The 21,237-nt window shown below is 43.9% G+C and carries 21 protein-coding genes; 8 read left to right on the forward strand and 13 right to left on the reverse strand.

Annotated elements, in window-relative coordinates; genetic code table 11:
* Positions 1 to 5: 5 nt before the first annotated feature.
* The 10 genes from ABDV94_RS14135 to ligA all read right to left on the reverse strand — a co-directional run bounded on the left by ABDV94_RS14135 (position 6) and on the right by ligA (position 8,711).
* Positions 6 to 1,163: a glycosyltransferase family 87 protein gene (locus ABDV94_RS14135; RefSeq protein ID WP_343747849.1), complete on the reverse strand. Its 1,158-nt coding sequence runs from the start codon at positions 1,161 to 1,163 to the stop codon at positions 6 to 8.
* Between the two features lie 229 nt (positions 1,164 to 1,392).
* A complete protein-coding gene (locus ABDV94_RS14140; RefSeq protein WP_343747850.1) occupies positions 1,393 to 1,812 on the reverse strand; it encodes a hypothetical protein in 420 nt (139 codons plus the stop codon).
* A gap of 4 nt (positions 1,813 to 1,816) precedes the next feature.
* On the reverse strand, positions 1,817 to 2,224 hold the full coding sequence (locus ABDV94_RS14145; RefSeq protein WP_343747851.1) for a hypothetical protein: 408 nt from the start codon (positions 2,222 to 2,224) through the stop codon (positions 1,817 to 1,819).
* Positions 2,225 to 2,226: 2 nt separating this feature from the next.
* Positions 2,227 to 2,460 (reverse strand): hypothetical protein, encoded by a 234-nt coding sequence (locus ABDV94_RS14150; protein ID WP_343747852.1) that lies wholly within the window; start codon positions 2,458 to 2,460, stop codon positions 2,227 to 2,229.
* 566 nt (positions 2,461 to 3,026) lie between these two features.
* On the reverse strand, positions 3,027 to 3,494 hold the full coding sequence (locus ABDV94_RS14155) for a hypothetical protein (protein ID WP_343747853.1): 468 nt from the start codon (positions 3,492 to 3,494) through the stop codon (positions 3,027 to 3,029).
* A gap of 11 nt (positions 3,495 to 3,505) precedes the next feature.
* The gene (locus ABDV94_RS14160; protein WP_343747854.1) at positions 3,506 to 4,369 is read right to left on the reverse strand and encodes a hypothetical protein; all 864 of its coding nucleotides are present in this window, start codon (positions 4,367 to 4,369) and stop codon (positions 3,506 to 3,508) included.
* 567 nt (positions 4,370 to 4,936) lie between these two features.
* Positions 4,937 to 5,812 (reverse strand): 4-hydroxy-tetrahydrodipicolinate synthase, encoded by an 876-nt coding sequence (gene dapA / locus ABDV94_RS14165; protein ID WP_343747855.1) that lies wholly within the window; start codon positions 5,810 to 5,812, stop codon positions 4,937 to 4,939.
* 131 nt (positions 5,813 to 5,943) lie between these two features.
* On the reverse strand, positions 5,944 to 6,117 hold the full coding sequence (locus ABDV94_RS14170) for a hypothetical protein (protein ID WP_343747856.1): 174 nt from the start codon (positions 6,115 to 6,117) through the stop codon (positions 5,944 to 5,946).
* Positions 6,114 to 6,692, reverse strand: a complete 579-nt coding sequence (locus ABDV94_RS14175; RefSeq protein ID WP_343747857.1) for a zeta toxin family protein — start codon at positions 6,690 to 6,692, stop codon at positions 6,114 to 6,116. Before ABDV94_RS14175 ends, ABDV94_RS14170 begins: the two co-directional genes overlap by 4 nt.
* Positions 6,693 to 6,701: 9 nt before the next feature.
* Positions 6,702 to 8,711, reverse strand: coding sequence for an NAD-dependent DNA ligase LigA (gene ligA, locus ABDV94_RS14180; RefSeq protein WP_343747858.1), 2,010 nt, complete (start codon positions 8,709 to 8,711; stop codon positions 6,702 to 6,704).
* A gap of 297 nt (positions 8,712 to 9,008) precedes the next feature.
* On the opposite strand from ligA, the gene ABDV94_RS14185 reads away from it, so the two are divergent.
* The 6 genes from ABDV94_RS14185 (at position 9,009) to ABDV94_RS14210 (ending at position 15,094) form a co-directional block, all read left to right on the forward strand.
* Positions 9,009 to 10,322: a DUF4178 domain-containing protein gene (locus ABDV94_RS14185; RefSeq protein ID WP_343747859.1), complete on the forward strand. Its 1,314-nt coding sequence runs from the start codon at positions 9,009 to 9,011 to the stop codon at positions 10,320 to 10,322.
* 203 nt (positions 10,323 to 10,525) lie between these two features.
* Entirely contained in the window at positions 10,526 to 10,687 is a 162-nt protein-coding gene (locus tag ABDV94_RS14190) for a hypothetical protein (protein ID WP_343747860.1), read from the forward strand.
* Between the two features lie 9 nt (positions 10,688 to 10,696).
* The gene (locus ABDV94_RS14195; RefSeq protein ID WP_343747861.1) at positions 10,697 to 10,912 is read left to right on the forward strand and encodes a DUF350 domain-containing protein; all 216 of its coding nucleotides are present in this window, start codon (positions 10,697 to 10,699) and stop codon (positions 10,910 to 10,912) included.
* A gap of 1 nt (position 10,913) precedes the next feature.
* Positions 10,914 to 12,416, forward strand: a complete 1,503-nt coding sequence (locus tag ABDV94_RS14200) for a polyamine aminopropyltransferase (protein ID WP_343747862.1) — start codon at positions 10,914 to 10,916, stop codon at positions 12,414 to 12,416.
* Between the two features lies 1 nt (position 12,417).
* Complete coding sequence (locus ABDV94_RS14205) at positions 12,418 to 14,037, forward strand: FAD-dependent oxidoreductase (protein ID WP_343747863.1); 1,620 nt, start codon at positions 12,418 to 12,420, stop codon at positions 14,035 to 14,037.
* Complete coding sequence (locus ABDV94_RS14210) at positions 14,027 to 15,094, forward strand: hypothetical protein (RefSeq protein ID WP_343747864.1); 1,068 nt, start codon at positions 14,027 to 14,029, stop codon at positions 15,092 to 15,094. The genes ABDV94_RS14205 and ABDV94_RS14210 overlap by 11 nt, the downstream gene beginning before the upstream one ends.
* Positions 15,095 to 15,253: 159 nt before the next feature.
* On the opposite strand, the gene ABDV94_RS14215 is transcribed toward ABDV94_RS14210, so the two are convergent.
* The 3 genes from ABDV94_RS14215 to prmC form a co-directional block, all read right to left on the reverse strand.
* Positions 15,254 to 16,936: a pseudouridine synthase gene (locus tag ABDV94_RS14215; protein ID WP_343747865.1), complete on the reverse strand. Its 1,683-nt coding sequence runs from the start codon at positions 16,934 to 16,936 to the stop codon at positions 15,254 to 15,256.
* A 260-nt stretch (positions 16,937 to 17,196) separates the two neighbouring features.
* Positions 17,197 to 17,631: a (4Fe-4S)-binding protein gene (locus ABDV94_RS14220; RefSeq protein WP_343747866.1), complete on the reverse strand. Its 435-nt coding sequence runs from the start codon at positions 17,629 to 17,631 to the stop codon at positions 17,197 to 17,199.
* A gap of 51 nt (positions 17,632 to 17,682) precedes the next feature.
* Positions 17,683 to 18,531: a peptide chain release factor N(5)-glutamine methyltransferase gene (prmC, locus tag ABDV94_RS14225; RefSeq protein ID WP_343747867.1), complete on the reverse strand. Its 849-nt coding sequence runs from the start codon at positions 18,529 to 18,531 to the stop codon at positions 17,683 to 17,685.
* Positions 18,532 to 18,764: 233 nt separating this feature from the next.
* Between prmC and ABDV94_RS14230 the strand changes: the two genes are divergently transcribed.
* Entirely contained in the window at positions 18,765 to 19,664 is a 900-nt protein-coding gene (locus ABDV94_RS14230; protein ID WP_343747868.1) for a LysM peptidoglycan-binding domain-containing protein, read from the forward strand.
* A gap of 299 nt (positions 19,665 to 19,963) precedes the next feature.
* Positions 19,964 to 21,139 carry a TonB-dependent receptor gene (locus ABDV94_RS14235; RefSeq protein ID WP_343747869.1) on the forward strand — a complete coding sequence of 392 codons (1,176 nt, stop codon included), beginning with the start codon at positions 19,964 to 19,966 and terminating at the stop codon, positions 21,137 to 21,139.
* Positions 21,140 to 21,237: the final 98 nt, after the last annotated feature.

Genomic DNA, 21,237 nt, shown 5'->3' on the forward strand with positions numbered 1-21,237 from the left:
AAGAATCAGGTCTTTTCACAAGCAGGGAAATTTGGATAAGAAAGCAGGTCCCAGGTAATTTTCAACCAAACCAACACGCACGAAAGCGGCTTCAGAGCAAACGGAATGATTACATTTTCCTGCCATTTTCCGGGGAACAAATCGGTGCTTGCCACTACCGTGAACATAAAAACCAACAGGAGTAGGATCGTATTTTCCAGTTTGAAGTTTTGGGTAAAATACCAGATCGCAACACCACAAACAGCAATAATATAGGTTGGTGATTCTGCTTTGTGATTGAAAATAACGATCCAGATCAAGGTAGAAGCAAGCAAAAGCAGCTTGAATTTTTTCTCCCGGAAATGTTTGTAACGGATCAACGGAAGACAGAATAAGATACTTCCTCCCAGCAGCATGGTCGTTTGTGCTTCCATTCCAAACCAGGTCCCAACCCAGCCGTCCGCGTTCGGAGGATCGTTTTGCAACAGCAGAATCCAGCTTTTATACACTCGTTGCATTTGTTCATATGAAATGACCAGTAAGGGCAAAGCGGCAAGTAGAACAGTCCATCCGAGAGCATACAGAAAAGCCCTGATTTTTCCGGGATAGCAGAGGAACAATACGAAGGCGCAAACTCCAAAGAGCTTAATAAACATGGTTAACACAACACACAGGACAGCCAGCTCCACTTTTCCCCGTTCCAACTGAAGGTAGGCAAAGAGGATCAGCCCTGCGATCAACCCGTTACTCTGTGAATTTTGAATCGAGGTCAGTAATTCAAGCACCAGGAAGAGTAATGCAAACAGGGTTTTCCGGTTGTTCTCAAACGGTAATTTCCAGAATGCAAAAAAGAGTACCAGCACATTCAGCAGGTTCCAGATCAATAAGCCTAAGAAGTCGGGCATCCAGGCCAATAACCCCATAAACAGTGAAAACGTGGGACTGTATTTGTACAAATCCCAGTATTCCTGCGGGTATTGCTGATACAAATCTTTGTTTTCAATCAGGTGAAAGAACGATTGTTTGAAAATGAGGTAGTTGTTGTAGTGTGTGTATTCCATTCCTCCATCCACATATGTTTTGGGAGGCAGCAGCATATTTTGCAACGTGACGATGCAAGCCAACAGCACGCATACGACAGCAACAGAAACCATCGGTTTCTTAAGTGTTTGGAGAAAATTCATGTGTAGTCAGATTTTAGCCGGTTTATTGCAAACCAGGAAGTAATAGTATTGTGATCGACCTTTTTCTAAAAAGCCGAATCAACAAAAACAGGGTGTATTTTCCCACTTGAATGGATTTTCATCCACGTCCAGGGAATACTCGAACAGTGTAAAACAGTCCTGTCCCGATCATTTCGTCCCGGAACAGGAAACTGTTTTTAAGAAACTTGTTTTGAATTAAGGACTCTAATCAATTTCGTTTAAAAGTCCACTTGCCAGTCAATACAGAGTTGGTCAATGGCTCACCATAGACATCTCGCCAGATGACCTCAAAATAACCATCCTCCACAGTATAGGCTCTTCCTTTTTGAGTGTAAGCTCCTTCCAGATAAAGATCTCCATGTTTTCCATCAGCAATCAGATCACCTGAACAGATAAATTTACCGTTTACTTTCAGAAATAAATAATCATTAAACACGGTCGTGTAGACAGCTTTACCATGATACTTTTTCACATTTGCTTCTTTTTCTGTTACGGTACCATAATCTTTCAATACATCACCGTTATTAAACAAAAGTTGTATTTCGTATCTACGCTTTCCATTCTCTTTATGGCATCCTGAAAGAAACAAACAGATTGCAATAAAAGGGATTATTCCACATCTTGACATACTATTATTCTTTTCGTGTTAAAGTAAGACTACCGGAAAGGGTATCCCCGGAAGCGAAGTGAATCATTAAATGGTCTGAATCGTGATCCTCATAATCAATAGTGGCTCCTGTATTTACTTGGGCTTTAAAAATGCCGTTGTTAATACTCTTATAAGTTCCAACTTTGAAAATTTTAAGTGATTTATCCATTAATAGTTCCTGTCGTACCATGAAACTATAATTTGAAGAGTACAAGTAAGGACCTGATAGTTCTCCAATAATGGTGTCCTGATTTGTGTTAGTATTCAATACATAAACAAACTCAAATCTGCCTGGAGGGAAATCGTATAAAGCTCCTTTTTCTTTTTTACATGAAAATGAAAAGAGCAGGATCAGACTAAAACTTAACGATCTTAATGTATTTTGTTTCATTGTTATCGAATGCTAGAATAATCATCTTCCACCCGTGCGCTGGCCGCCATGGTAACAGAGTCGCTGACTACCAGGGAAGAATCGATCCGGGCAGAACCTGCCACTTGTAATCGCGCACTGGGCGTGGTGGTTCCGATTCCTACATTTCCATTTTCCGAAAGGACGTTTTCCTGCGCTGTTAGCTGATTGGTGATCAGCAAGGCTGTGAATGACAGCAAATAAGTGATTTGTCTCATAAGTTATTTTTTATTTCAATGAATGCCGGATGATTCGGTTTCAATAGTGGCTGCACAGGGATTCTCCGGCGTGAGATCCCCACACAATCGTTCGACGAAGCTCGCGACGAAGTCTGCCTGGTACGCGACAGCCTGTAATCTGCCGGTACGTGGTTGAGCAGGAATTTTACAGGAATTCCCGCCTGCTTTTACATGTCTTGTTCTCTGAATGCCGATTCAGTGCAATGCTTTTACGCTTTTGAGCGTAGTACATCGGTGGGTTTTTAGTTGTGCAGTCAGTATGCTGCTTTTCCATTTTCTATTCCGGTTTCGGAAAGGGTCTTTTAGTCGGTAACGTTTTCATTTTGCGATTCGTATTCAAGCTGTATCTTTTTTTAGCTGTTAAACCTTTCAATTACACAAAAATGTGTAATATTTCTCAAAAACGCAAATAAAAAGGTGTCTTTTTAGTTTTACAAAGATAGCTCCCGAACTTCGTAATCTTTTATGTGTAATTCCTCACTACCAACAAAAAAGTCCCGACGCGATGTGCGTCGGGACTTTTGAAACCAGTTTGCTAAAAGCGTTTAAAATCCGGTTTTGACAGTTCGTTTTGTTTCGATCACCACTCCAACGCAGGCATGCTTCTTTTTATCGCCGCCGCTGATTGAAACGTTTACAAATATTTTACGGGCTTTATCGGAATTGAACTCCAGGGGCTCAGACCCGGAAGTTGCCAATACTTTCTTCACTTTTTTGAATACTTCTTTGCCGTCTTCCGTTTTCTTTTCTGTCACCAGCTCGTAGATTTCGTAGTTCAATGTTCCTGCACTTCCTTCTCCCAACACGGTGGTGAGGCGGTAATCCAAACCCGGGTGTGCAATAAAGGACATTTCATATGATTTGTCGGAATCCACCGCCCCCACTCTGGATTGGGAGTTGAGGTTGTATTCATCTTTTTCTTTTTTCTTTTTCAGAAATGATTCTACCGGAGGGCATTGGGCAAAGGTGAATACAAATCCGAACAACAGGGCTAATGTGATACTTAGTTTCATGTCTAAAAAAATTAAGCAGTTATGATTTTTGTGCGTATTTCACCGATTTTCTTTGCCAGGGCATCGAAGCATTTTTGAGTCATTTTACAGTTGTCTCCACCGGAGAATGTCAATTTGCCGTTCGAGTTGCGCACTTCTGTTTCTCCCGAACTGCAATCCATTTGTTCGTATACTTTCAGAATTTCCTCTATGGACGCTGCGTATTCGTTCACCGCTTCATTGTCCTGGTAACTCACCAAAAACTCCAGCAGGTTTTCCGCCACCAGTTTCTGGTCTGCCAGTGCCTGATCCAGTTTCGGTGATTTCCCGAATCCTTTTGAGCTTCCGATCATCAGGTGCATGGATTCGATCCATCCTCCAACAAGCATCAGGGACAACTCGTCTCCTTTGTCAATTTCAATGAGGCGCTGGAAGGTACGGTTGTAAATATCATCGCTCAGTTTGAACAGGGAATCTGCATTTCCATCCCATTTTTTAGCCAGTTCACCCAATTCCGTCCCGAATACTTTTGCCACCCCGATATCGGAACCCAATTTTTCCAGTTTCCCGAAATAGCTCAGGTATTTGTTGGTTTCATTGAATGAAGTCAGGTATGCCACATCTGCCGTGTAAATACCGAAGTTCAGCGCTTTCTGGGATGAACTGGTGTATTTATCAGCCAGGTTCGGGTCGTGAAGGATTTTCGTACTCTTCACCGCATCCATTTTGGAAATCAGGGCAAATTGCTCGGACGGTGAAGGAATGTTGTAGTTTACATGAGCAGCATCAACCGTTTCGGGTTCTTTTACCGTTTCAATCTGCTGTTTTTCCTCACCGGAACCGCAGGAATAGGCAAACATCAACAAGACGCCAACGAAGATTAGTTTGTTTTTCATCTTTGAGTATTTAGGTGCGAATCTATTAATTTTCAATCAATAAGAAATTTGTTTGTGTATTTTTTTTGCGAATCGTGAAGATTTTATATGATATATCAAGTAAAACGGAACCTGACCATTGAATAATTGAGCATGCAAAATTGAAAAGTAGTCGGAATACTCTGAGACAAGAATCAGGACTACATCTTGACTCCAAAGATTGTCTCTTTGGATAGGGGCGAATATCCGGAGTGCTTGTGGGGAAGACACTCCGGCTCCAATTGCTCGCCATGAATAAAAGGTGGTGGTTGGATAACGAAAAGACTTCGTTGATTGTGAATGGTGATACAAAGATCGGTCACAGCAACGTAAGCTATTTACGGTTGTCTTTGGCATGAAAAATAAATGTCATTTTTTAGATTAAATGGTCTGAATCCCTTGCTGTCACTGGGCAAATAGACATCCAGCTGGGGCGGGACAAGCTATATCTATCCGTATTTTTCGAGTCGAAAAAATGCCTGAAAAACAAAAAAGACCACTCCATCCGGAATGATCTTTTTCTATGTCATAACAAGCGGATTTTAACGATTATCCGACCAGTTTTTTCGTCTCTGCGATAATTTTTGCCTTCAGTGCATCCGACACCTGAACCAATGGAAGACGCATGTCCGGTTTCATCCAGCCCAGTTCTTCCAATGCAATTTTAACTCCCCCCGGGTTTCCTTCTGCAAAAAGCAGCTTTGTTACCGGAAGCAACTCATAATGGTATTTTCTAGCCGTTTCAAAATCTCCGTTCAAAGCACTCGTCACCATTTTACTGAAATGTGAAGGGAAAGAGTTCGCTACCACGGAAATAACTCCGTCTGCTCCGGCCGCAATTAACGGAAGTGTAATTGCATCATCTCCTGAAAGTACCAGGAACCCTTCCGGTCTGCAACGAATGATCTCCATGATCTGTTCCATGTTTCCGGAAGCTTCTTTCATCGCAACGATGTTTTTCACTTCTGCCAACTCCAGGGTTGTTTCAGCCAATACATTCGACCCGGTTCTTCCCGGAACGTTGTATAGAATGATCGGCAAATCGGTATTGTCAGCCAGATGCTTGTAATGTGCCACATACCCCGCCTGAGTGGGTTTGTTATAGTATGGCGCTACTGAAAGGATTCCATCTACTCCCTGCGGAACTTTGCGGATGTTTTCAGCAACTGCCAGCGTATTGTTTCCTCCTACACCGTAAACGATCGGAAGCTTCCCGTTGTTTTCTTCCAATACTGTTTCCAGTACCTGCTTCTTTTCGTCGCTATTTAAAGTCGGGGACTCACCGGTTGTTCCCTGAACCACCAGGTAATTCGTACCACCTGCAATCTGCTCACGCACCAATTTGCGCAACGCCGGAAAATCAATTGACATATCTGCATTGAAAGGTGTCACCAATGCAACTCCGGCTCCTTTAAATAGACTCATTTCGGATGTTTTTTATATGATAAAAAGTGTGTACAAAAGTAGAAAATAAATTTCTTCTGATGACCTAATAAATAAGATAAATAACGATTTGTGAAATAAAAATATATTTTGTTAAAAAACAATAAACGAATCTACTTAATCACTTTTACCACTTCCATCGTAAATGGATCCAACTCCACCAATTGACCATTTCTCTCGACTACAATCGTACTTTTCTTATACTTTTTGTATTCAATCATACGTTCATATGCCAATTGTAAACCAGCCATGATTTTGTCAGAAAACTCTTTTTGTTTTGGACTCATAGTGTCTTCATTAAAGCATAACGTTCTTCATCGATAATTTCGCAATCCCCATTTTCTACACGAAAAATAAATCTTGGCTTACCTTCAGTATTATCATATACCTGAACAACATCGCAAAGCTCAATATAAATATCGAATAAATTTCTAACTCCTGCAATATATCTACGTTCGATCACTTCTGTTGGAATATTATGTCCTCCTTCTGAAACTCTTTTTGCAACCCTGTTAATAGCATGTTCTGGTGTACTCAACCAAAAATAAAATAGGACAACCTGATACCCCAGTTCTTGTGCTCGCCCAACCAAATGACGATAACTTTTCGTTGATAAGGTTGTTTCAAATGCAAAAGACACGCCATCAGAAAGTAATTCCTCTATCCTCAAAAGCATCATTCTACCAGCTTGAATAGCTACACTTTCAGGATTGAAAGGAGATAGCCCATATGCAATAATATCGGCATTCACAAACTCATTGATTTGTAAAACTTCGGGCAAAATGGTCATAGAAGCAGTTGTTTTACCTGCTCCATTCGGCCCGGAAATGATATACAAGTATTTATTTGTCAAATTTTCCATTAACCACTTTCACGAAATCATCTGAATAAAATCACTTTCGGAAATAATCGGAATCCCCAGCGAGCTGGCTTTTTCCAGTTTTGCAGGTCCCATATTTTCTCCCGCCAGTACGTATGTTGTTTTGGCTGAAATCGACCCCACGTTCTTTCCACCGTTCTTCTCGATCAGTTCTTTGATTTCATCCCGGCTGAATTGAGAGAACACTCCCGACACCACAAAGGTCTTTCCTTCCAGCGTATTGGAATCCAGCGCCACTTCTTCTATTTCGAACTGCAATCCGGCCTGCTTCAAACGTTCAATGGTCTGAATTGCCCGCTCATCCAAAAAGAATTGCTGTACCGCTACGGCGATCTTCTCCCCGATTTCGTCCACCGCGATGAGTTCTTCATAGCTTGCGTTCGCAATGGCGTCGATATTCTTCAGGGCAAAAGCCAGTTTCTTGGCAACAGTTTCCCCCACAAAACGGATCCCAAGCGCGAACAATACGCGCTCAAACGGAACGGTTTTCGAGTTTTTAATCCCGATCAGCAGGTTGTTTGCCGATTTATCTGCCATGCGATCCAGGTTTACAATCTGGTCAAACGTAAGGTCATACAAATCTGCTACACTGTTTGCCAATCCTTTTTTGTAAAGCAGGTCGATGGTTTCCGCTCCCAGGCCGTCAATGTTCATCGCTTTGCGGGAAATGAAGTGTTCCATGCGTCCTTTTACCTGCGGCGGACAAACCAAATCATTCGTACAGTAATGCTGCGCTTCTCCTTCCCTGCGGTGCAATTCGGAACCACATTCCGGGCAGTGTTCAATGAAAAGGACTTTTTCGGCACCGGCATTGCGGGAAGCTTCGTTCACCCCCACAATTTTCGGGATGATTTCTCCTCCTTTTTCCACAAATACTTCGTCGCCCAGGTAGAGATCCAGTTTTTCAATCTGATCCGCATTGTGCAGCGAAGCACGTTTCACGATGGTTCCTCCGAGCAGTACCGGTTTCAGGTTTGCAACCGGCGTAATCGCTCCCGTTCTTCCCACCTGGTAGGTCACTTCTTCGAGTGTGGTTCCTACCCGTTCAGCCTTGAATTTATATGCAATGGCCCAGCGCGGAGATTTTGCCGTGAAGCCCAAATCGGCTTGCTGTTCGTAATTGTTGACTTTGATCACAATCCCGTCGATGTCGAAAGGCAGGTTGTAGCGTTCTGTATCCCAATAATGGATAAACTCCATAATTCCCTCAATCGATGACGTTTTAAGAATATAGCGGTTTTTCTCCTGCGGCGTTTTGAACCCCCATTCGTGTGCTTTTTGAACACTTTCGAAATGCGATTCCATCGGTAGATCATCGCCGTAAACTCCATACAGGTAACAATCCAGTCCTCTTTCGGCAGCCACTTTCGAATCCTGTGATTTCAGCGTTCCCGAAGCAGAGTTGCGCGGGTTGGCAAAAACAGGTTCTCCCAATTCTTCCCGCTGACGGTTCATCGCTTCGAAATTTGCCTTGGGAAAGAAAATCTCTCCGCGGATTTCAAAATCGTCCGGGTAATCGCCTTTCAAAGACAAAGGAATCGTACGGATTGTTTTTACGTTGGCAGAAATGTCTTCTCCCTGTGTTCCGTCTCCGCGGGTAACCGCCCGTGAGAATTTCCCGTTCACATAGCGGATTCCAATCGCTACTCCGTCGTATTTCAATTCGCAGACATATTCAATCGGGCCGGAAGCCAGTTTTTTCAGGCGTTGTTCCCAGTCGATGATTTCTTCTTCAGAATAGGTATTGGAAAGCGACAACATCGGGAAACGATGCACCACGGTTTCAAACTTCTTGGTGATATCACCACCCACCCGTTTGGTAGGACTCAAATCCGAAGCAAATTCCGGGAATTGTGTTTCCAAATCCTGGAGTTCCTTGAGCAACACGTCAAATTCGTAATCCGAAATGGTGGGATTACTTTCTACATAATAGTTGTAATTATGCTGGTTCAGCTCATTGGTCAGCTGTTCGATTCTTTTCTGTGCTTCAATTGGATTCATAAGGGAATTTTCAACAACCAAAAATAGAGAAAATTGGATTCCGATACCGCGCACTAAAAATATAGCTGGTGATTATTTCACGCAGATCAGGTAGATTTCCGCAGATAAATGATTTAAAAAATCTAAACGAACGATGTGTTCTATGAGCCTTATGTGGTTTCATTTCCCCTTCGCGCCTTTGCGGTTCATTCACTTAACAATCTCTATCTGACTGAACAATCCCCGGAGTTTTTCAACGAATAGATTCCCATATTCAATTAATTGCTGATATTTGTAGCAATTGTCTTGAACTGCCACATGAATAATTGGGAATCTTGTTTTACTACGAATGAACACGGCCGTGCATTTACCTGCTCTAAATGCCAAAAGGTCTTCAAACTCTACATCCCAACAAAACTCGAAATTTTTGCCTGTCCTCATTGCGGTACGATCCACAGTAAGGATCATTATGAGAAATACAAGAAACTGCCCAATCAGAACGCAGTTTTCCTGAAGTATTTCAAAATCGGGACGACGGGAACCTGGGAGGGTATCAAATACACCGTTATCGGGCAGGTTTGTAAGCGCGTGATCAACAAGTATTCCGATGTGTGGGATGAAGTTGTGCTCCTGAGCGAAACCGGGGACATTTCGTTCCTGAATTGTTCGTACGGAAATTACACCTGGGTGAAGCCTCATTACAACATCCCTGCACAGCAGCTGCTCACAAATATCGAGTCGACTTTTGAGTTCGAAGGGCGTCACTATGAATTTCTGCAGGGATACAACTATCAGTCGAAGCATTGCGTGGGAGAATTCCCGTACAACCTCGTTGATGTCAAAAAGATTGACTGTACCGATTACATTTCCCCGCCCTATATGATTTCACTGGAGAAACATCCGGGTGGAAAAATCGATACCTTCTTCGGACAGCACATGACCCGCAAGCAGGTTTCCAAAATGTTTGACGATTACCGGATCGAATCACAGGAAAAAGAAGGAATCGGGATTGCACAACCTGTTTTAGGAAATGTCAACGTAAACTTGTTTACCAAAATAGGTTTTGCCGTAATATTATTCCTGGTGATTGCTTCGATTTTCAGCGGAAATACGCGATCGTACCGTCCCTTTATAAACATGGGAATTGATCTGCCATTTGCAGAGGCATCCATCGGGAACCCCGAATTTGTGAGTAAATCGTTCTATCTGGATAGTTCTTCGACGGGGAATTACCTGGAGTTTTCCAGTTTTGTCGATGTGAGCAATGAATGGGTAGAACTTGGACTTACGCTTGTCAATGAAACCAGCGGTGAAGAACGCGAATTCGGTGTGGTATCGGAATATTATAGCGGTGTGGACGGCGGTTACTCCTGGTCGGAAGGAGACAAAAAAGGAACCGTTGGCTTATCGGAGGTTCCCGGAGGAAAATACCATTTGAAAGGAACGATCTATTCTTCGATTACCAGTAATAAAACCATTATCCTGAACGGACGCTATGGCGGACCGGAATTGTGGAATACGATGATCCTGATTCTTCCCATCCTGGTGCTGATTGTGATTCTGAATATCCTGAAACGCAATTACGAGCAAATGCGGCGCGGTGAACGGGACAGCTTGTTTTCGGCGGGATAATAATTAAGATCATTCAAATAAACCAGGTAGTATGAGAAAATATAGGTGACGATGAATATTAGTCAGTGTGTTGAAAGGGGGCAAAAAGTTCAAGGCATGTTTTTGAACTGCTCAACTCCTTAAACCTGTCGAAATAACCAACGTGTTCAAATCACCGGAAATTTCATACACAACAAAATAAATGAGTAACAAACGAAAGAAATATGTTTAATTTCTTCAAACAACATAAATTTACCTCCATCGTGTTGGGAATGACGCTCATTCTCTACCTGTGGGCACAACTTAGCAGTTTTAAACTGCTGAAATCTGAGTATGGAACCAAGTATGCACCGAACACCACTCACGGAAGTGTGCATCATAAATAAAGACGAGTTATGAATCAAATTGTAAATTGGAACACTGTTTTGGCCTCCCTGATCTACGCAGGATTGGGAATTTTTGTCTTGCTGTTGTCATTCATCATTATTGAAAAACTGACTCCGCAGAATTTATGGAAAGAGGTTTGGCAAAATAAAAATGTAGCCCTTGCCCTGCTGGGAAGTGCCTACATGATTGCCGTTGCCATTATTATTGCGTCTGCCATTCATTGATATGCATTATTTACTTCTGTTTACCATTTTCGTTATTTCCACCTGCGGGTTGATTTATGAATTAGTTGCCGGAACCCTTGCCAGTTATTTGCTGGGAGACAGTGTGACGCAGTTTTCGACTGTGATCGGAACCTATCTTTTTGCGATGGGAATCGGCTCGTTTCTTTCCAAATTCCTGCGGAAGAACCTCATCGAGCATTTCATCCGGATTGAGATTATCACCGGGATCGTAGGAGGACTGAGCAGCGCCGTATTGTTCATCAGTTTTGGCTACAGTGGTTATTTCCGCATCATTCTCTACGGACTGGTATTGCTCACCGGGGTGTTTGTAGGACTGGAAATCCCGCTGATCATGCGGATTCTGAAAAACAAAGTCGGGTTCCGCGACCTGGTTTCAAAAGTGTTCACCTTCGATTACATCGGAGCGCTCATTGCTTCCATCGCTTTCCCGATCGTGTTGGTTCCGTATCTGAACCTTACCCGGACTTCCGTGCTGTTCGGGATGTTCAATATCGGGCTGGCGCTCTACCTCATTTATTACTTCCGGGAAGAGGTCAGACGACCTACGTTACTGTTTATTCAGGGATCCGGGGCCGCACTCGTGCTCACATTTGCTTTCGTTTACGCCGGCCGGATCAACCGCATCAGCGAAACGGAAATTTACGGGGAAAGCATTATCTATGCGACCAACTCCAATTACCAGCGCATTGTACTTACCCGCGACCGGAACGCTTACAGCCTTTTCCTCAACAACCACCTGCAGTTCAATTCCCGTGATGAATACCGCTACCACGAAGCATTGGTACACCCGGTGTTGTCGCATTGCAGAAAACCGGAACAAGTCCTGGTTTTGGGTGGCGGCGATGGATTTGCCGTGCGCGAAATCCTGAAATATCCGCAGGTGAAACACATTACACTGGTCGATCTCGATCCGAAACTGGTGTCCATTTTTTCGAAAAACGAGCTGATGACCAAGTTGAACCACAACTCGTTAAACAACCCGAAATTGCAAGTGATTCAGGCGGATGCATTTGAATGGCTCCGAAACAAGGCCGATAAAAAATACGATGCCATTATCATCGATTTCCCGGATCCGTCGAATTTTTCCGTTGGAAAACTGTACACGCTTTCGTTCTACAAATCGTTACAGCGCGTGATGACTAACCGCACCATTGCGGTAATGCAGAGTACTTCGCCACTTTACGCAAAAGAATCTTTCTGGTGTATCAACAGCACGATCGAAGCGTCTTACCTGCAAACACTTCCGTATCATACCTATGTTCCTTCCTTCGGTGAATGGGGCTACATTTTATTCGGTTACGACCTGAATAATTTAAAAACGTACCCGCTTCCGGCAGGCTTGAAGTATTATTCCAACCAGGAATTCAAGTCCATGAAGTTTTTCCCGGAAGACATGCGTGTGACAAAAAAGATCGTGAACCGGCTGGACAACCAGGCGCTCATTCCGTTGTTTGAAAAAGAATGGGATTCCTTATTTGACTGATATGGAAAGACGCACTTTCATCCGGTATGTGGGAACATTGGGAACCGTTGCGCTGCTGATGCCGGATTTACTTGCCTGTTCCAATTCGAAGAAGAAAATGGTTACCAACAGGCTCGGAGCTCCGCTCGACCGGGGACATCTGCTTCGCGGAAGCATGGATTTCGCAGCCAATTATCCTGTCGAAGAACTGGAAATTCCGGTCCTCATTGCCGGCGGTGGAATCAGCGGGCTTTCCGGTGCGTATCATTTGAAGAAAAACGGATATTCCGACTTTTTACTGTTTGAATTGGGAGAACAGACGGGCGGAAATTCCGGTTTCGGACAGAACGCCCATTCGAAATACCCGCTGGGGGCGCATTACCTTTCGCTTCCCAATCCGAATAACCGTCCGTTGATTGACTTCCTGAAAGAACTCAAGTTACTCGAAAAAGAGGAAAACGGACTTCAGTTTTACAACGAGGACTTTCTTTGCCACGCACCCGACGAACGATTGCTGTTTAAAGGTGTTTTCCACGAAGGATTGGTTCCGGAATACGGTGTCAGTAAGGAAACACATGCAGAGATTCATCGTTTTTTCAGTGAAATGCGGGCATTGAAAGCCGCAAAGAGTGCAAACGGAACGGATTTGTTCAACATCCCGATTTCACAGGCTGCTATAACGCCGGAACTCGAAAAACTCGATCAGATTACATTCAAAGAATACCTGACTCAAAACAAGTATGAATCGGAGGAATTACTCTGGTTCCTGGATTATTGCTGCCGGGACGATTTCGGTGCAGGGGCCGACAAGGTTTCTGCCTGGGCAGGAATCCACTACTTTGCCGGGCGAAAAGCGAACCCGGGAAATACCGACCCGACAACCGTGCTTACCTGGCCCGAAGGAAACGGGTATCTTGCCGGAAAACTGGAAGCCCCGGTACAGGAACATATCCGCAGAAACGTACTGGTTTATTCCATCGAAGAACAGGCTGAAAAGGTGCTTATCGAAGCAGTTGATCTCGCAGCGAATAAGAAAATCCGTGTTACAGCGGATCAGTGCATTCTCTCTGCACCGTCTTATGTTGCAAAACATATTTTAAAATCACCGGGCTGGCCGCAGGAGTATTTCGACGGAATCCGACACAATCCGTGGCTGATCGGGATCGTGGTTCTGGATCAGATTCCGGAAGGAAACGGAACGCCGCTTGCCTGGGACAATGTAAAATTCGGAACCAAAGGTCTGGGATATGTTTCGGACCGGCACCAGGAGTTTTCACAAATCAAAGACAAACATGTCATCAGCGTTTACCTGGCTTTGGACAAAACCGATGAACAAACAGAACGCCACCAATTGTTCGGCATGACTGATGAAGACATGTGCCGTTTGGTCATTTCTGAGCTTGCTTCCATGCATCCCGACATCGAACAACACATTGAAAGCATTAGTTTCCAGCGCTGGGGGCATGGCATGGTAACTCCTTATCCGGGCGCACTGGCCAAATACCAGGAACATCTGAAGCTCCGGAAAAATGCGAAACGGGTACATTTGGCGCACACCGATTATTCTTCCTATTCCGTATTTGAGGAAGGATTTGACCTCGGTTTGCTCGCCGCAACAGAAATCTTGAAACATGAAGCCTAAACTTTGGATAAAGTCTGCCGCGTTTGATTTATCGTGGTTCATTGCTCCGATGGCTATTCCGCCGTTGATCGTCTTTTTTCTGCCCGAACAGTTCACCAATCAACAGAAAACAGAAATCTTTCCGTGGTCATGGATTCTGATCGTGCTTTCCATCGATGTGGCGCATGTGTACACAACGGTCTACAAAACGTACTTCAAACCGAGTGCTTTCAAAATACACCGCCTGAAACTCTGGGCTGTTCCTTTTTTGGTCTGGGTTGCGGGCGCATTGATTTACGGTGTCAGCAGTAAACTCTTCTGGTCGCTCCTGGCCTATTTTGCAGTCTTTCATTTCATTCGCCAGCAATACGGTTTTTTCAGGCTCTATTCAAAACGGGAAACCAGTTACAAATGGCGGAAACGGGTGCTTTCGGTTGCCATTTATGCCGTAACAATCATCCCGATCCTGATCTGGCACGTGAGGGGACAACAGAATTTCAACTGGATGACTGCCGGTGATTTCTGGTACATCAACCTGCCGAAACTGGAACCTTACCTCAACGCATTGATGCTCATCGTTCTGGCGCTTTATTTGTTTGTCGAATGGAAGGAAAAACAGGATTCCGGCTATTTGAATACGCCCCGTATTCTGTTAACGCTTTCGACCTGCTTCTCATACTACGTCAGCATTGTACTCACTAACAACGATTTCATTTTCTCCCTGGTGAATGTCATCGGACACGGAATTCCTTACCTGGCCCTGGTTCATTACAGCGAGAAAAAAGAGTTGAACGCGGAATCACCTCCACTGTTGAAGATCGTTTTGTCCAAATGGGGCTGGATTTTGTTCTACGCGATTGTGTTTGCTTTTGCCTACTTCGAAGAAACGCTTTGGGATGTCTTTATCTGGCGCGAAAATACCGTTCCTTTCGGCTGGCTCTACGGCACTTTCAAGCAGTTGAATGATGATCAGATCATCAGTTTGTTTATTCCTTTGCTCATTATGCCGCAAGTAGTCCACTACATTCTCGACGGATATATCTGGCGTAAGAAGGATTACCAAATTTTACAACACTAACCGGAGGGTGGAAAGGGTTTAAAAGTTTAAAAAGTACTTTTGACGTTGTTGAACTGTTTCAACTTTTGAACTAATACATACTGAACGTGTCGAAATAGGAACTTTTGAGCAAAAACCATTTCATCAACAGAAGATGCTGCTTAAAACATTCTCTGCCCACTAAAAGTCAGCATCTGCCTTGATCGTCAGGATTTCTTTAGTAATTGGATGCTTGAATTGCAGGAACTGAGCGTGCAGGTGAAGCCGTTCCCCTTTGGTTCCATACAGATCGTCTCCCAAAATCGGGGACTTCAAGCCCAAACTGTGCGCGGCATGTACCCGGAGCTGGTGGGTTCTTCCCGTAATCGGGTAGAAATAAACCAATGTCTGATCTCCTCTTCGCTCCACCACTTCCCATTTGGTCACAGCACGTTTTCCGTGTTCATAACATACCAACTGTCTCGGACGATCGTCCAAATCCACACGTAACGGCAGTTCGATCATTCCGGTTTCTTCCGGAAGATTTCCTTCCAACAAGGCCACATAGCGTTTCTGCACTCTCCGCTTGATAAACTGCTGCTGCAGTACCTGGTGAACTTTTTTGTCTTTGGCAAGCAGTAACAATCCGGAGGTCGACATGTCGAGGCGGTGCACAATGAGCGGCCCCGTTGCATCCGGGTATTTTTCCTTCATGCGCGTATAAACGGAATCGGAGATTGTTTTTCCCGGAACGGATAAAAATTCCGCTGGCTTGTTAACAACCAGCAAATACTCGTCTTCGAAAACGATTTCCAGTTCTTTGTTCTCCGCCGGATTCTGCAACATCGGATTTGCATCCGTTTCGACTCCTTCCAGCATGTGCCCAAGAATCGGTTCACATTTCCCCCTGCATGCCGGATAAGTCTGCTTGTGCACCCGCACTTCTGATTTTGGGGAGGCTCCCCACCAGAATTCACCCAGGCAGACCGGTTTGAAGTTGTGCTCAAATGCAAACTGCAAGAGCTTCGGCGCGGCGCATTCTCCCGCTCCTGCCGGTGGTTTGTGGTCGATGGTATTTTGAAAAATGCTCTGAAGGCTTCGTTGTTCTTTCCGCGAATTCAAAAAATAGTACGAGTCGAAAATGTCTTTCTGCAACGCATTCGACATGTTCTTCCGTTTTTCTTTCAGAAACTCCAGTTGCTGTTCGAAAGCTCCCAGTTTTTCTTCCAGTAAACGGATTGCTGTTTTATTCGAATCGGTGAAGTCTTTCAAATAATACTGCTCCCGGATGGATTGTTTCCGAAGATCTTCCAGGAATGCTTCCAGGGCTTCTCCACCTAGTTCCAAAGTGGCTTTTTCACGCTGTTGTTTGCGGTCTGCTTTCCCTGCCTTGATTTCCTGTTTTAAATTTCGCAGTGCCGTCTCATATCCTGATTTCGCGGTTTCCAGTTCCAATCTTGCCTGCTGAAAGGCTTCACTTTTTTCCAGTTTCCCGATTTCCAGGGTCACATCGTTGATCAGCACTTCTTCTTTGATGAAAAATCCCTGGGAATCCAGCAGATCGAATACCGGGGGAACAAAGTAGGCATGATCGTTCGAATCGGCCAGTTTCCCGGAGAACGCGGCTAAAAAACCCAATTCTCCCTGTGCATTTTCAACGACCAGTACTCCGAACATTTTCCCGATTACGAGACCATCCTGTCCTTCCTGCAATCCAAAATTGTGCTCCCAGTCGGTTTGCGTTTCCAGGTATTCCTGTAGCTGCTTCATGGCTTTTTTTGCCAGTTCATGCGGTTCGTAGTAAAACGGAAAGGTGAACTTTTCCGGTCGGGCTACGAGCGATATATCCGAATGAAAGGGGATGAATTTGGAATTTGCAGACATGTTTTTCTGGAACTGGAGTGCAAAGATACTTTATAATTGAAAAGGGAGAAGGTAAAAGTGAAAAGCAGCTACTTAGGAAGCGGTTCAAAATGGACGTAATTCCGCAATATTACGTCCACGATATTTCAGATTGTCAAACAAGACTTTCACTCTAAAAGCTTTGAATTTACTGTTTTTTTGCTGTATAAATAGCACCCACTTCTCCCAACAAACTACGACGCAATTCCGCAATATTACGTCTGGAAGAGAGAGTTGTTCTCTTAATCGGAGAAATCGATTTTCAGATGTGTCCCATCACAATACGGTTTATTCGAAGATGCCCCGCAACGGCAAAACGCCGTCACTTTCGTCACCTTCTGCTCTTCCATTCCGGCATGTTTCACCGTAATATTTCCATAAACCAATAAAGGGCCTTTCGGCAGTGTTTCCACTACATGAGAGACATTTATCACTTCCGATTCACTGGTTTCAAAACGGTAGCTCAACGCTCCGCTGGGACATTTATCGATCTGATTTTTGATTTCCTCCGTTGTAGCTCCGTCCACTTTAATCCATGGTTTCTGTCCCGGCTGAAATACCTTGGGCAGACCAGTTGCTTTTTTCCAGCAAACGGTGGAATGAATGCACGTATCCGGTTTCCAGATGATGGTTATTTCCCCGTTGGAATACTCTTTGACAATCGGTTTTTCTGACATGCGTGTTGTTTCATTGAATCTGTCCGAAAGGTACGAAATTAACAGGTAATATCATGCATTCCATACCGCTTTCAGCATGCGCTGTTTGCCCTGCAAATCTTCCCGGATCTCTACCGAAGTAAATCCGGATTCTTCCACCATCTGTTTCGTTTCCCGGGCATAGTTTTCATGCAGTTCAAAAAACAGCAATCCTCCCGGAGCAAGGGATTTTGAAGCATAAATGGTCAGCGATCTGTAAAACAGCAAGGGATCGTCATTCGGAACAAACAAAGCCAGATCCGGTTCAAACTCGGTCACATTGCGGTGCATCTCTGCTTTTTCCTGCCAGGGAATGTAGGGCGGATTGGAAACAATGACATCTGCCTTTTCCGACGAAACCGCATTCAACGCATCTTTGTTTTCGAAATGAACCGCTAAATGCAGCGACTTTCCATTGTTCCGGGCTATTTCCAGTGCCTCATCAGAGATGTCATAACCAAAAACCTCAGAGTTTATATAGCGATTTTGAAGCGCCAGTGCAATACAGCCTGATCCCGTACACCAATCCTCCATTTTCAGGTTTTCCCGATTTTGCAGACTTTCATCGATCCAGGCCACGAGTTCTTCTGTTTCCGGACGGGGGATCAAGACTCCCGGCGCGACCTGTATTTTCAGATCATCGAAATAGGTAAACCCAACGATATACTGAAGAGGTTCTCCTGCTTTCAAGCGATTGAGAACTTGCTCCAGCTGCCGCATCTGATCTCCGGAAAACTCCCCGACCTGGTTAGACAGAATCAAAGCGCGATTGAAACCAAGTGCATCTTCCAGTGTGAGGTGGAATAAATTCCGGATTTCTCTCTCTGGGAATAATTCCCCCAACTGCTTTTTCCAATTTTCCAGTACACGCTTCTGATCCATGCTGCGAAAATATGCAAAAGAATGGTGAGAGCGAAGGGCTTTTTCCCGGTCAAAAGGGACAATCTACCGGAGAAAATTTCAAAAATTGCCGGAATTCGAAGACAAAATCGTGGGTTTAGTCCGGATTTCAAGGCGTTTCATAGAATTTATCAGGGTATTCGGCTATCTTTTTTTCAAAAACCGATGTAACATGTTAAATTTAGGTGCGTTAAATCTAAATAAATAACAAACACGTGGTTGGTATCAAATTCATTTTTCTCGGCATCCTCATCCTAAGCACTCAAACGATTCACGCACAATCGGATAGCGATCCGGAAGTTGAATTACCCGATTCAATTCCTGTCATCTCCAAAAAAGTACTGACAGTTCCTGAATTTCGAAAATACAATCCCGACACCATTCAGCTCGGTGAAAACGATCAGATCATTACAGATTCTTACACTGCACTCGGTCAACCGTATGTTTACGATGCATTGCACGCATTCAACCGCAGAAGAATGGATCATTTCGGTGGTTATCTGAATGATAAAATCAACGCCGGGTTAGCTGAAGTCCGCAGCAAAGGATTCCTGTCCGATTTAAAGAAATTGTACATTCAAATCGACCCTTCGACACTGACCGTTTACTGGAGTGCTGTCGTTGGCCCAAGCCAGGACGGAAGATGCTACATGCATGTCGATAGCCGCGGTTCTGCCGGTGGTGGATTGGCTGCGGTTCAAAAACAGTGTCCGCGCATGCATCGCCTGCACACAGCCATGATTCCAGTGAAACTACTTGAATTCAATGACAACGTATTGCAGTGTTACGACTGGCACGGTATGAAACTGGACACTGTAACCAGCATGATCAACATCCAACAGCATTTTTACAAGTACTACGATCCGCAAATCGGGAATACTATAGCATTGGAAGAACTGGCACAAAAGGAAAAAGAAAAAAATGCAGAAATGACGGTTGTAATGGTTGCAAAACCAGCTACTGCGGTGAGATACAAACGATACACGGTCAAGTCGGGAGATACTTTATCTCAAATCGCTGAGAAATTCCATACAACACCAACCAGAATCAAACAGGCAAACAACTTGCGGTCTTATTTGATCCGCGTAGGGCAAACACTGAAAATTCCGGGATAAACCACCTTGTTTTCCACACATCCGGTTTTACTAAAACACTGTTGAAATACGTACTCATTTTCAATGATTTGTATTTTCACAACCTAAAATGTGTACTAAAAATTTAGTACACTATTGGACTCCTATTTACCTTCAAAATTCAACCAAAAAACACATAAAATACTGATTATCAATACTAAAAGTTAACCCCGAAAAACACCTTGAAATGTTTAATTATTAACTTTTAATAGCTGTTTTGGTTAAAATTTACCTAAAAAGCCAGATTTGTGTCTATTTTCGCAACTAAATCGATATTGCTTATGAAAAAAAATATCTCTTTAGCTGTGTTTATTGTTTTGCTCTCAAACTTATTTGCCCAGGAAAAAGTTGTAATCTCCGGTTATGTTAAATTTAGTAAGGACCTCGAAGCCGTATTATTTGCAGATGTCATATTCCCGGAAGTCTCCCGCAAAGTCACGACCAACGAATACGGCTTCTTCTCCATTGAGCTGGAAGCCAGGCAAACCTACCAGGTGAAAATATCATCCGTAGAAGCAAAAACACTCCTGGATACGATCAGCGGGTTGCAGACAGCTTCTATTAATTTCCTGGTAGAAGAACTCAAACCCAAAGAAGAACTTCAGGAAGTCGTGATTGTCGCAAAACCAAAGTCGAATGGTCTTGACAACATTACCAATACCGAGGTGTCACTCGTTAAAATTTCGATCAGTGAGGCAAAAATGCTGCCTGCAATTGGCGGTGAAACCGATGTATTGAAAGTAGCCCAATTAATGCCTGGAATAAACCGCGGGGCTGAAGGAGGTACAAACTTCTTTGTCCGTGGGGGCGATGGTGACCAGAACCTGATTATTGTGGATGAAGCCACGGTGTACAATCCCGGACACCTTTTCGGTTTCTTCTCGGTTTTCAATCCGGATGTCATCAAGGAAATGTCGATTTATAAAGGTGGTTTCCCGGCAAATTACAGCGGTAGACTCTCATCCATAACCGATATCCGGGTAATCGACGGTGATAAAAAGACATTTCACGGAACCGGCGGTATTGGGATGCTTTCCTCCAGGTTGACGCTTGAAGGTCCGATTATAAAAGATAAAATGTCATTCATGATTTCCGGTCGGAGATCCTATATTGATCAAGTATTGAAGTTAACCGGAACCAATATTCCTTTTTACTTTTACGATTTGAACGGGAAAGTGAATTATACTCTCGGGAAAAAGGATCAATTGTTTTTAAGCAGTTATTACGGCAATGACATCCTCCGAAAAAAGGATACCGGTGATAGTACTTTAGGTGGAAATTTCGGCTTTTCCTTTACACTTGGGAATTTTACCCAAACCTTGCGATGGACTCACGTCTTCAACCCCAAGTTATTTTCATACCTGTCTCTTATTTACACGCAATTCAAGTACAACATCCAGGGAAGTTTTGTCGATTTGCAAACCAATGATTACCAATACCGAGGTGTCACTCGTTAAAATTTCGATCAGTGAGGCAAAAATGCTGCCTGCAATTGGCGGTGAAACCGATGTATTGAAAGTAGCCCAATTAATGCCTGGAATAAACCGCGGGGCTG

It is taken from the genome of Fluviicola sp. (assembly GCF_039596355.1).
GTDB lineage: Bacteria > Bacteroidota > Bacteroidia > Flavobacteriales_D > Crocinitomicaceae > Fluviicola.

Coding starts and splice junctions, on each gene's coding strand:
- ABDV94_RS14190 (WP_343747860.1), top strand. CDS start 10,526: ATGTTTAATTTCTTCAAACAACATAAATTTACCTCCATCGTGTTGGGA.
- ABDV94_RS14185 (WP_343747859.1), top strand. CDS start 9,009: ATGAATAATTGGGAATCTTGTTTTACTACGAATGAACACGGCCGTGCA.
- ABDV94_RS14205 (WP_343747863.1), top strand. CDS start 12,418: ATGGAAAGACGCACTTTCATCCGGTATGTGGGAACATTGGGAACCGTT.
- ligA (WP_343747858.1), bottom strand. CDS start 8,711: ATGAATCCAATTGAAGCACAGAAAAGAATCGAACAGCTGACCAATGAG.
- ABDV94_RS14160 (WP_343747854.1), bottom strand. CDS start 4,369: ATGAAAAACAAACTAATCTTCGTTGGCGTCTTGTTGATGTTTGCCTAT.
- ABDV94_RS14140 (WP_343747850.1), bottom strand. CDS start 1,812: ATGTCAAGATGTGGAATAATCCCTTTTATTGCAATCTGTTTGTTTCTT.
- ABDV94_RS14135 (WP_343747849.1), bottom strand. CDS start 1,163: ATGAATTTTCTCCAAACACTTAAGAAACCGATGGTTTCTGTTGCTGTC.
- prmC (WP_343747867.1), bottom strand. CDS start 18,531: ATGGATCAGAAGCGTGTACTGGAAAATTGGAAAAAGCAGTTGGGGGAA.
- ABDV94_RS14195 (WP_343747861.1), top strand. CDS start 10,697: ATGAATCAAATTGTAAATTGGAACACTGTTTTGGCCTCCCTGATCTAC.
- ABDV94_RS14175 (WP_343747857.1), bottom strand. CDS start 6,692: ATGGAAAATTTGACAAATAAATACTTGTATATCATTTCCGGGCCGAAT.
- ABDV94_RS14235 (WP_343747869.1), top strand. CDS start 19,964: ATGAAAAAAAATATCTCTTTAGCTGTGTTTATTGTTTTGCTCTCAAAC.
- ABDV94_RS14210 (WP_343747864.1), top strand. CDS start 14,027: ATGAAGCCTAAACTTTGGATAAAGTCTGCCGCGTTTGATTTATCGTGG.
- ABDV94_RS14220 (WP_343747866.1), bottom strand. CDS start 17,631: ATGTCAGAAAAACCGATTGTCAAAGAGTATTCCAACGGGGAAATAACC.
- ABDV94_RS14200 (WP_343747862.1), top strand. CDS start 10,914: ATGCATTATTTACTTCTGTTTACCATTTTCGTTATTTCCACCTGCGGG.
- ABDV94_RS14170 (WP_343747856.1), bottom strand. CDS start 6,117: ATGAGTCCAAAACAAAAAGAGTTTTCTGACAAAATCATGGCTGGTTTA.
- ABDV94_RS14155 (WP_343747853.1), bottom strand. CDS start 3,494: ATGAAACTAAGTATCACATTAGCCCTGTTGTTCGGATTTGTATTCACC.
- ABDV94_RS14215 (WP_343747865.1), bottom strand. CDS start 16,936: ATGTCTGCAAATTCCAAATTCATCCCCTTTCATTCGGATATATCGCTC.
- ABDV94_RS14145 (WP_343747851.1), bottom strand. CDS start 2,224: ATGAAACAAAATACATTAAGATCGTTAAGTTTTAGTCTGATCCTGCTC.
- dapA (WP_343747855.1), bottom strand. CDS start 5,812: ATGAGTCTATTTAAAGGAGCCGGAGTTGCATTGGTGACACCTTTCAAT.
- ABDV94_RS14150 (WP_343747852.1), bottom strand. CDS start 2,460: ATGAGACAAATCACTTATTTGCTGTCATTCACAGCCTTGCTGATCACC.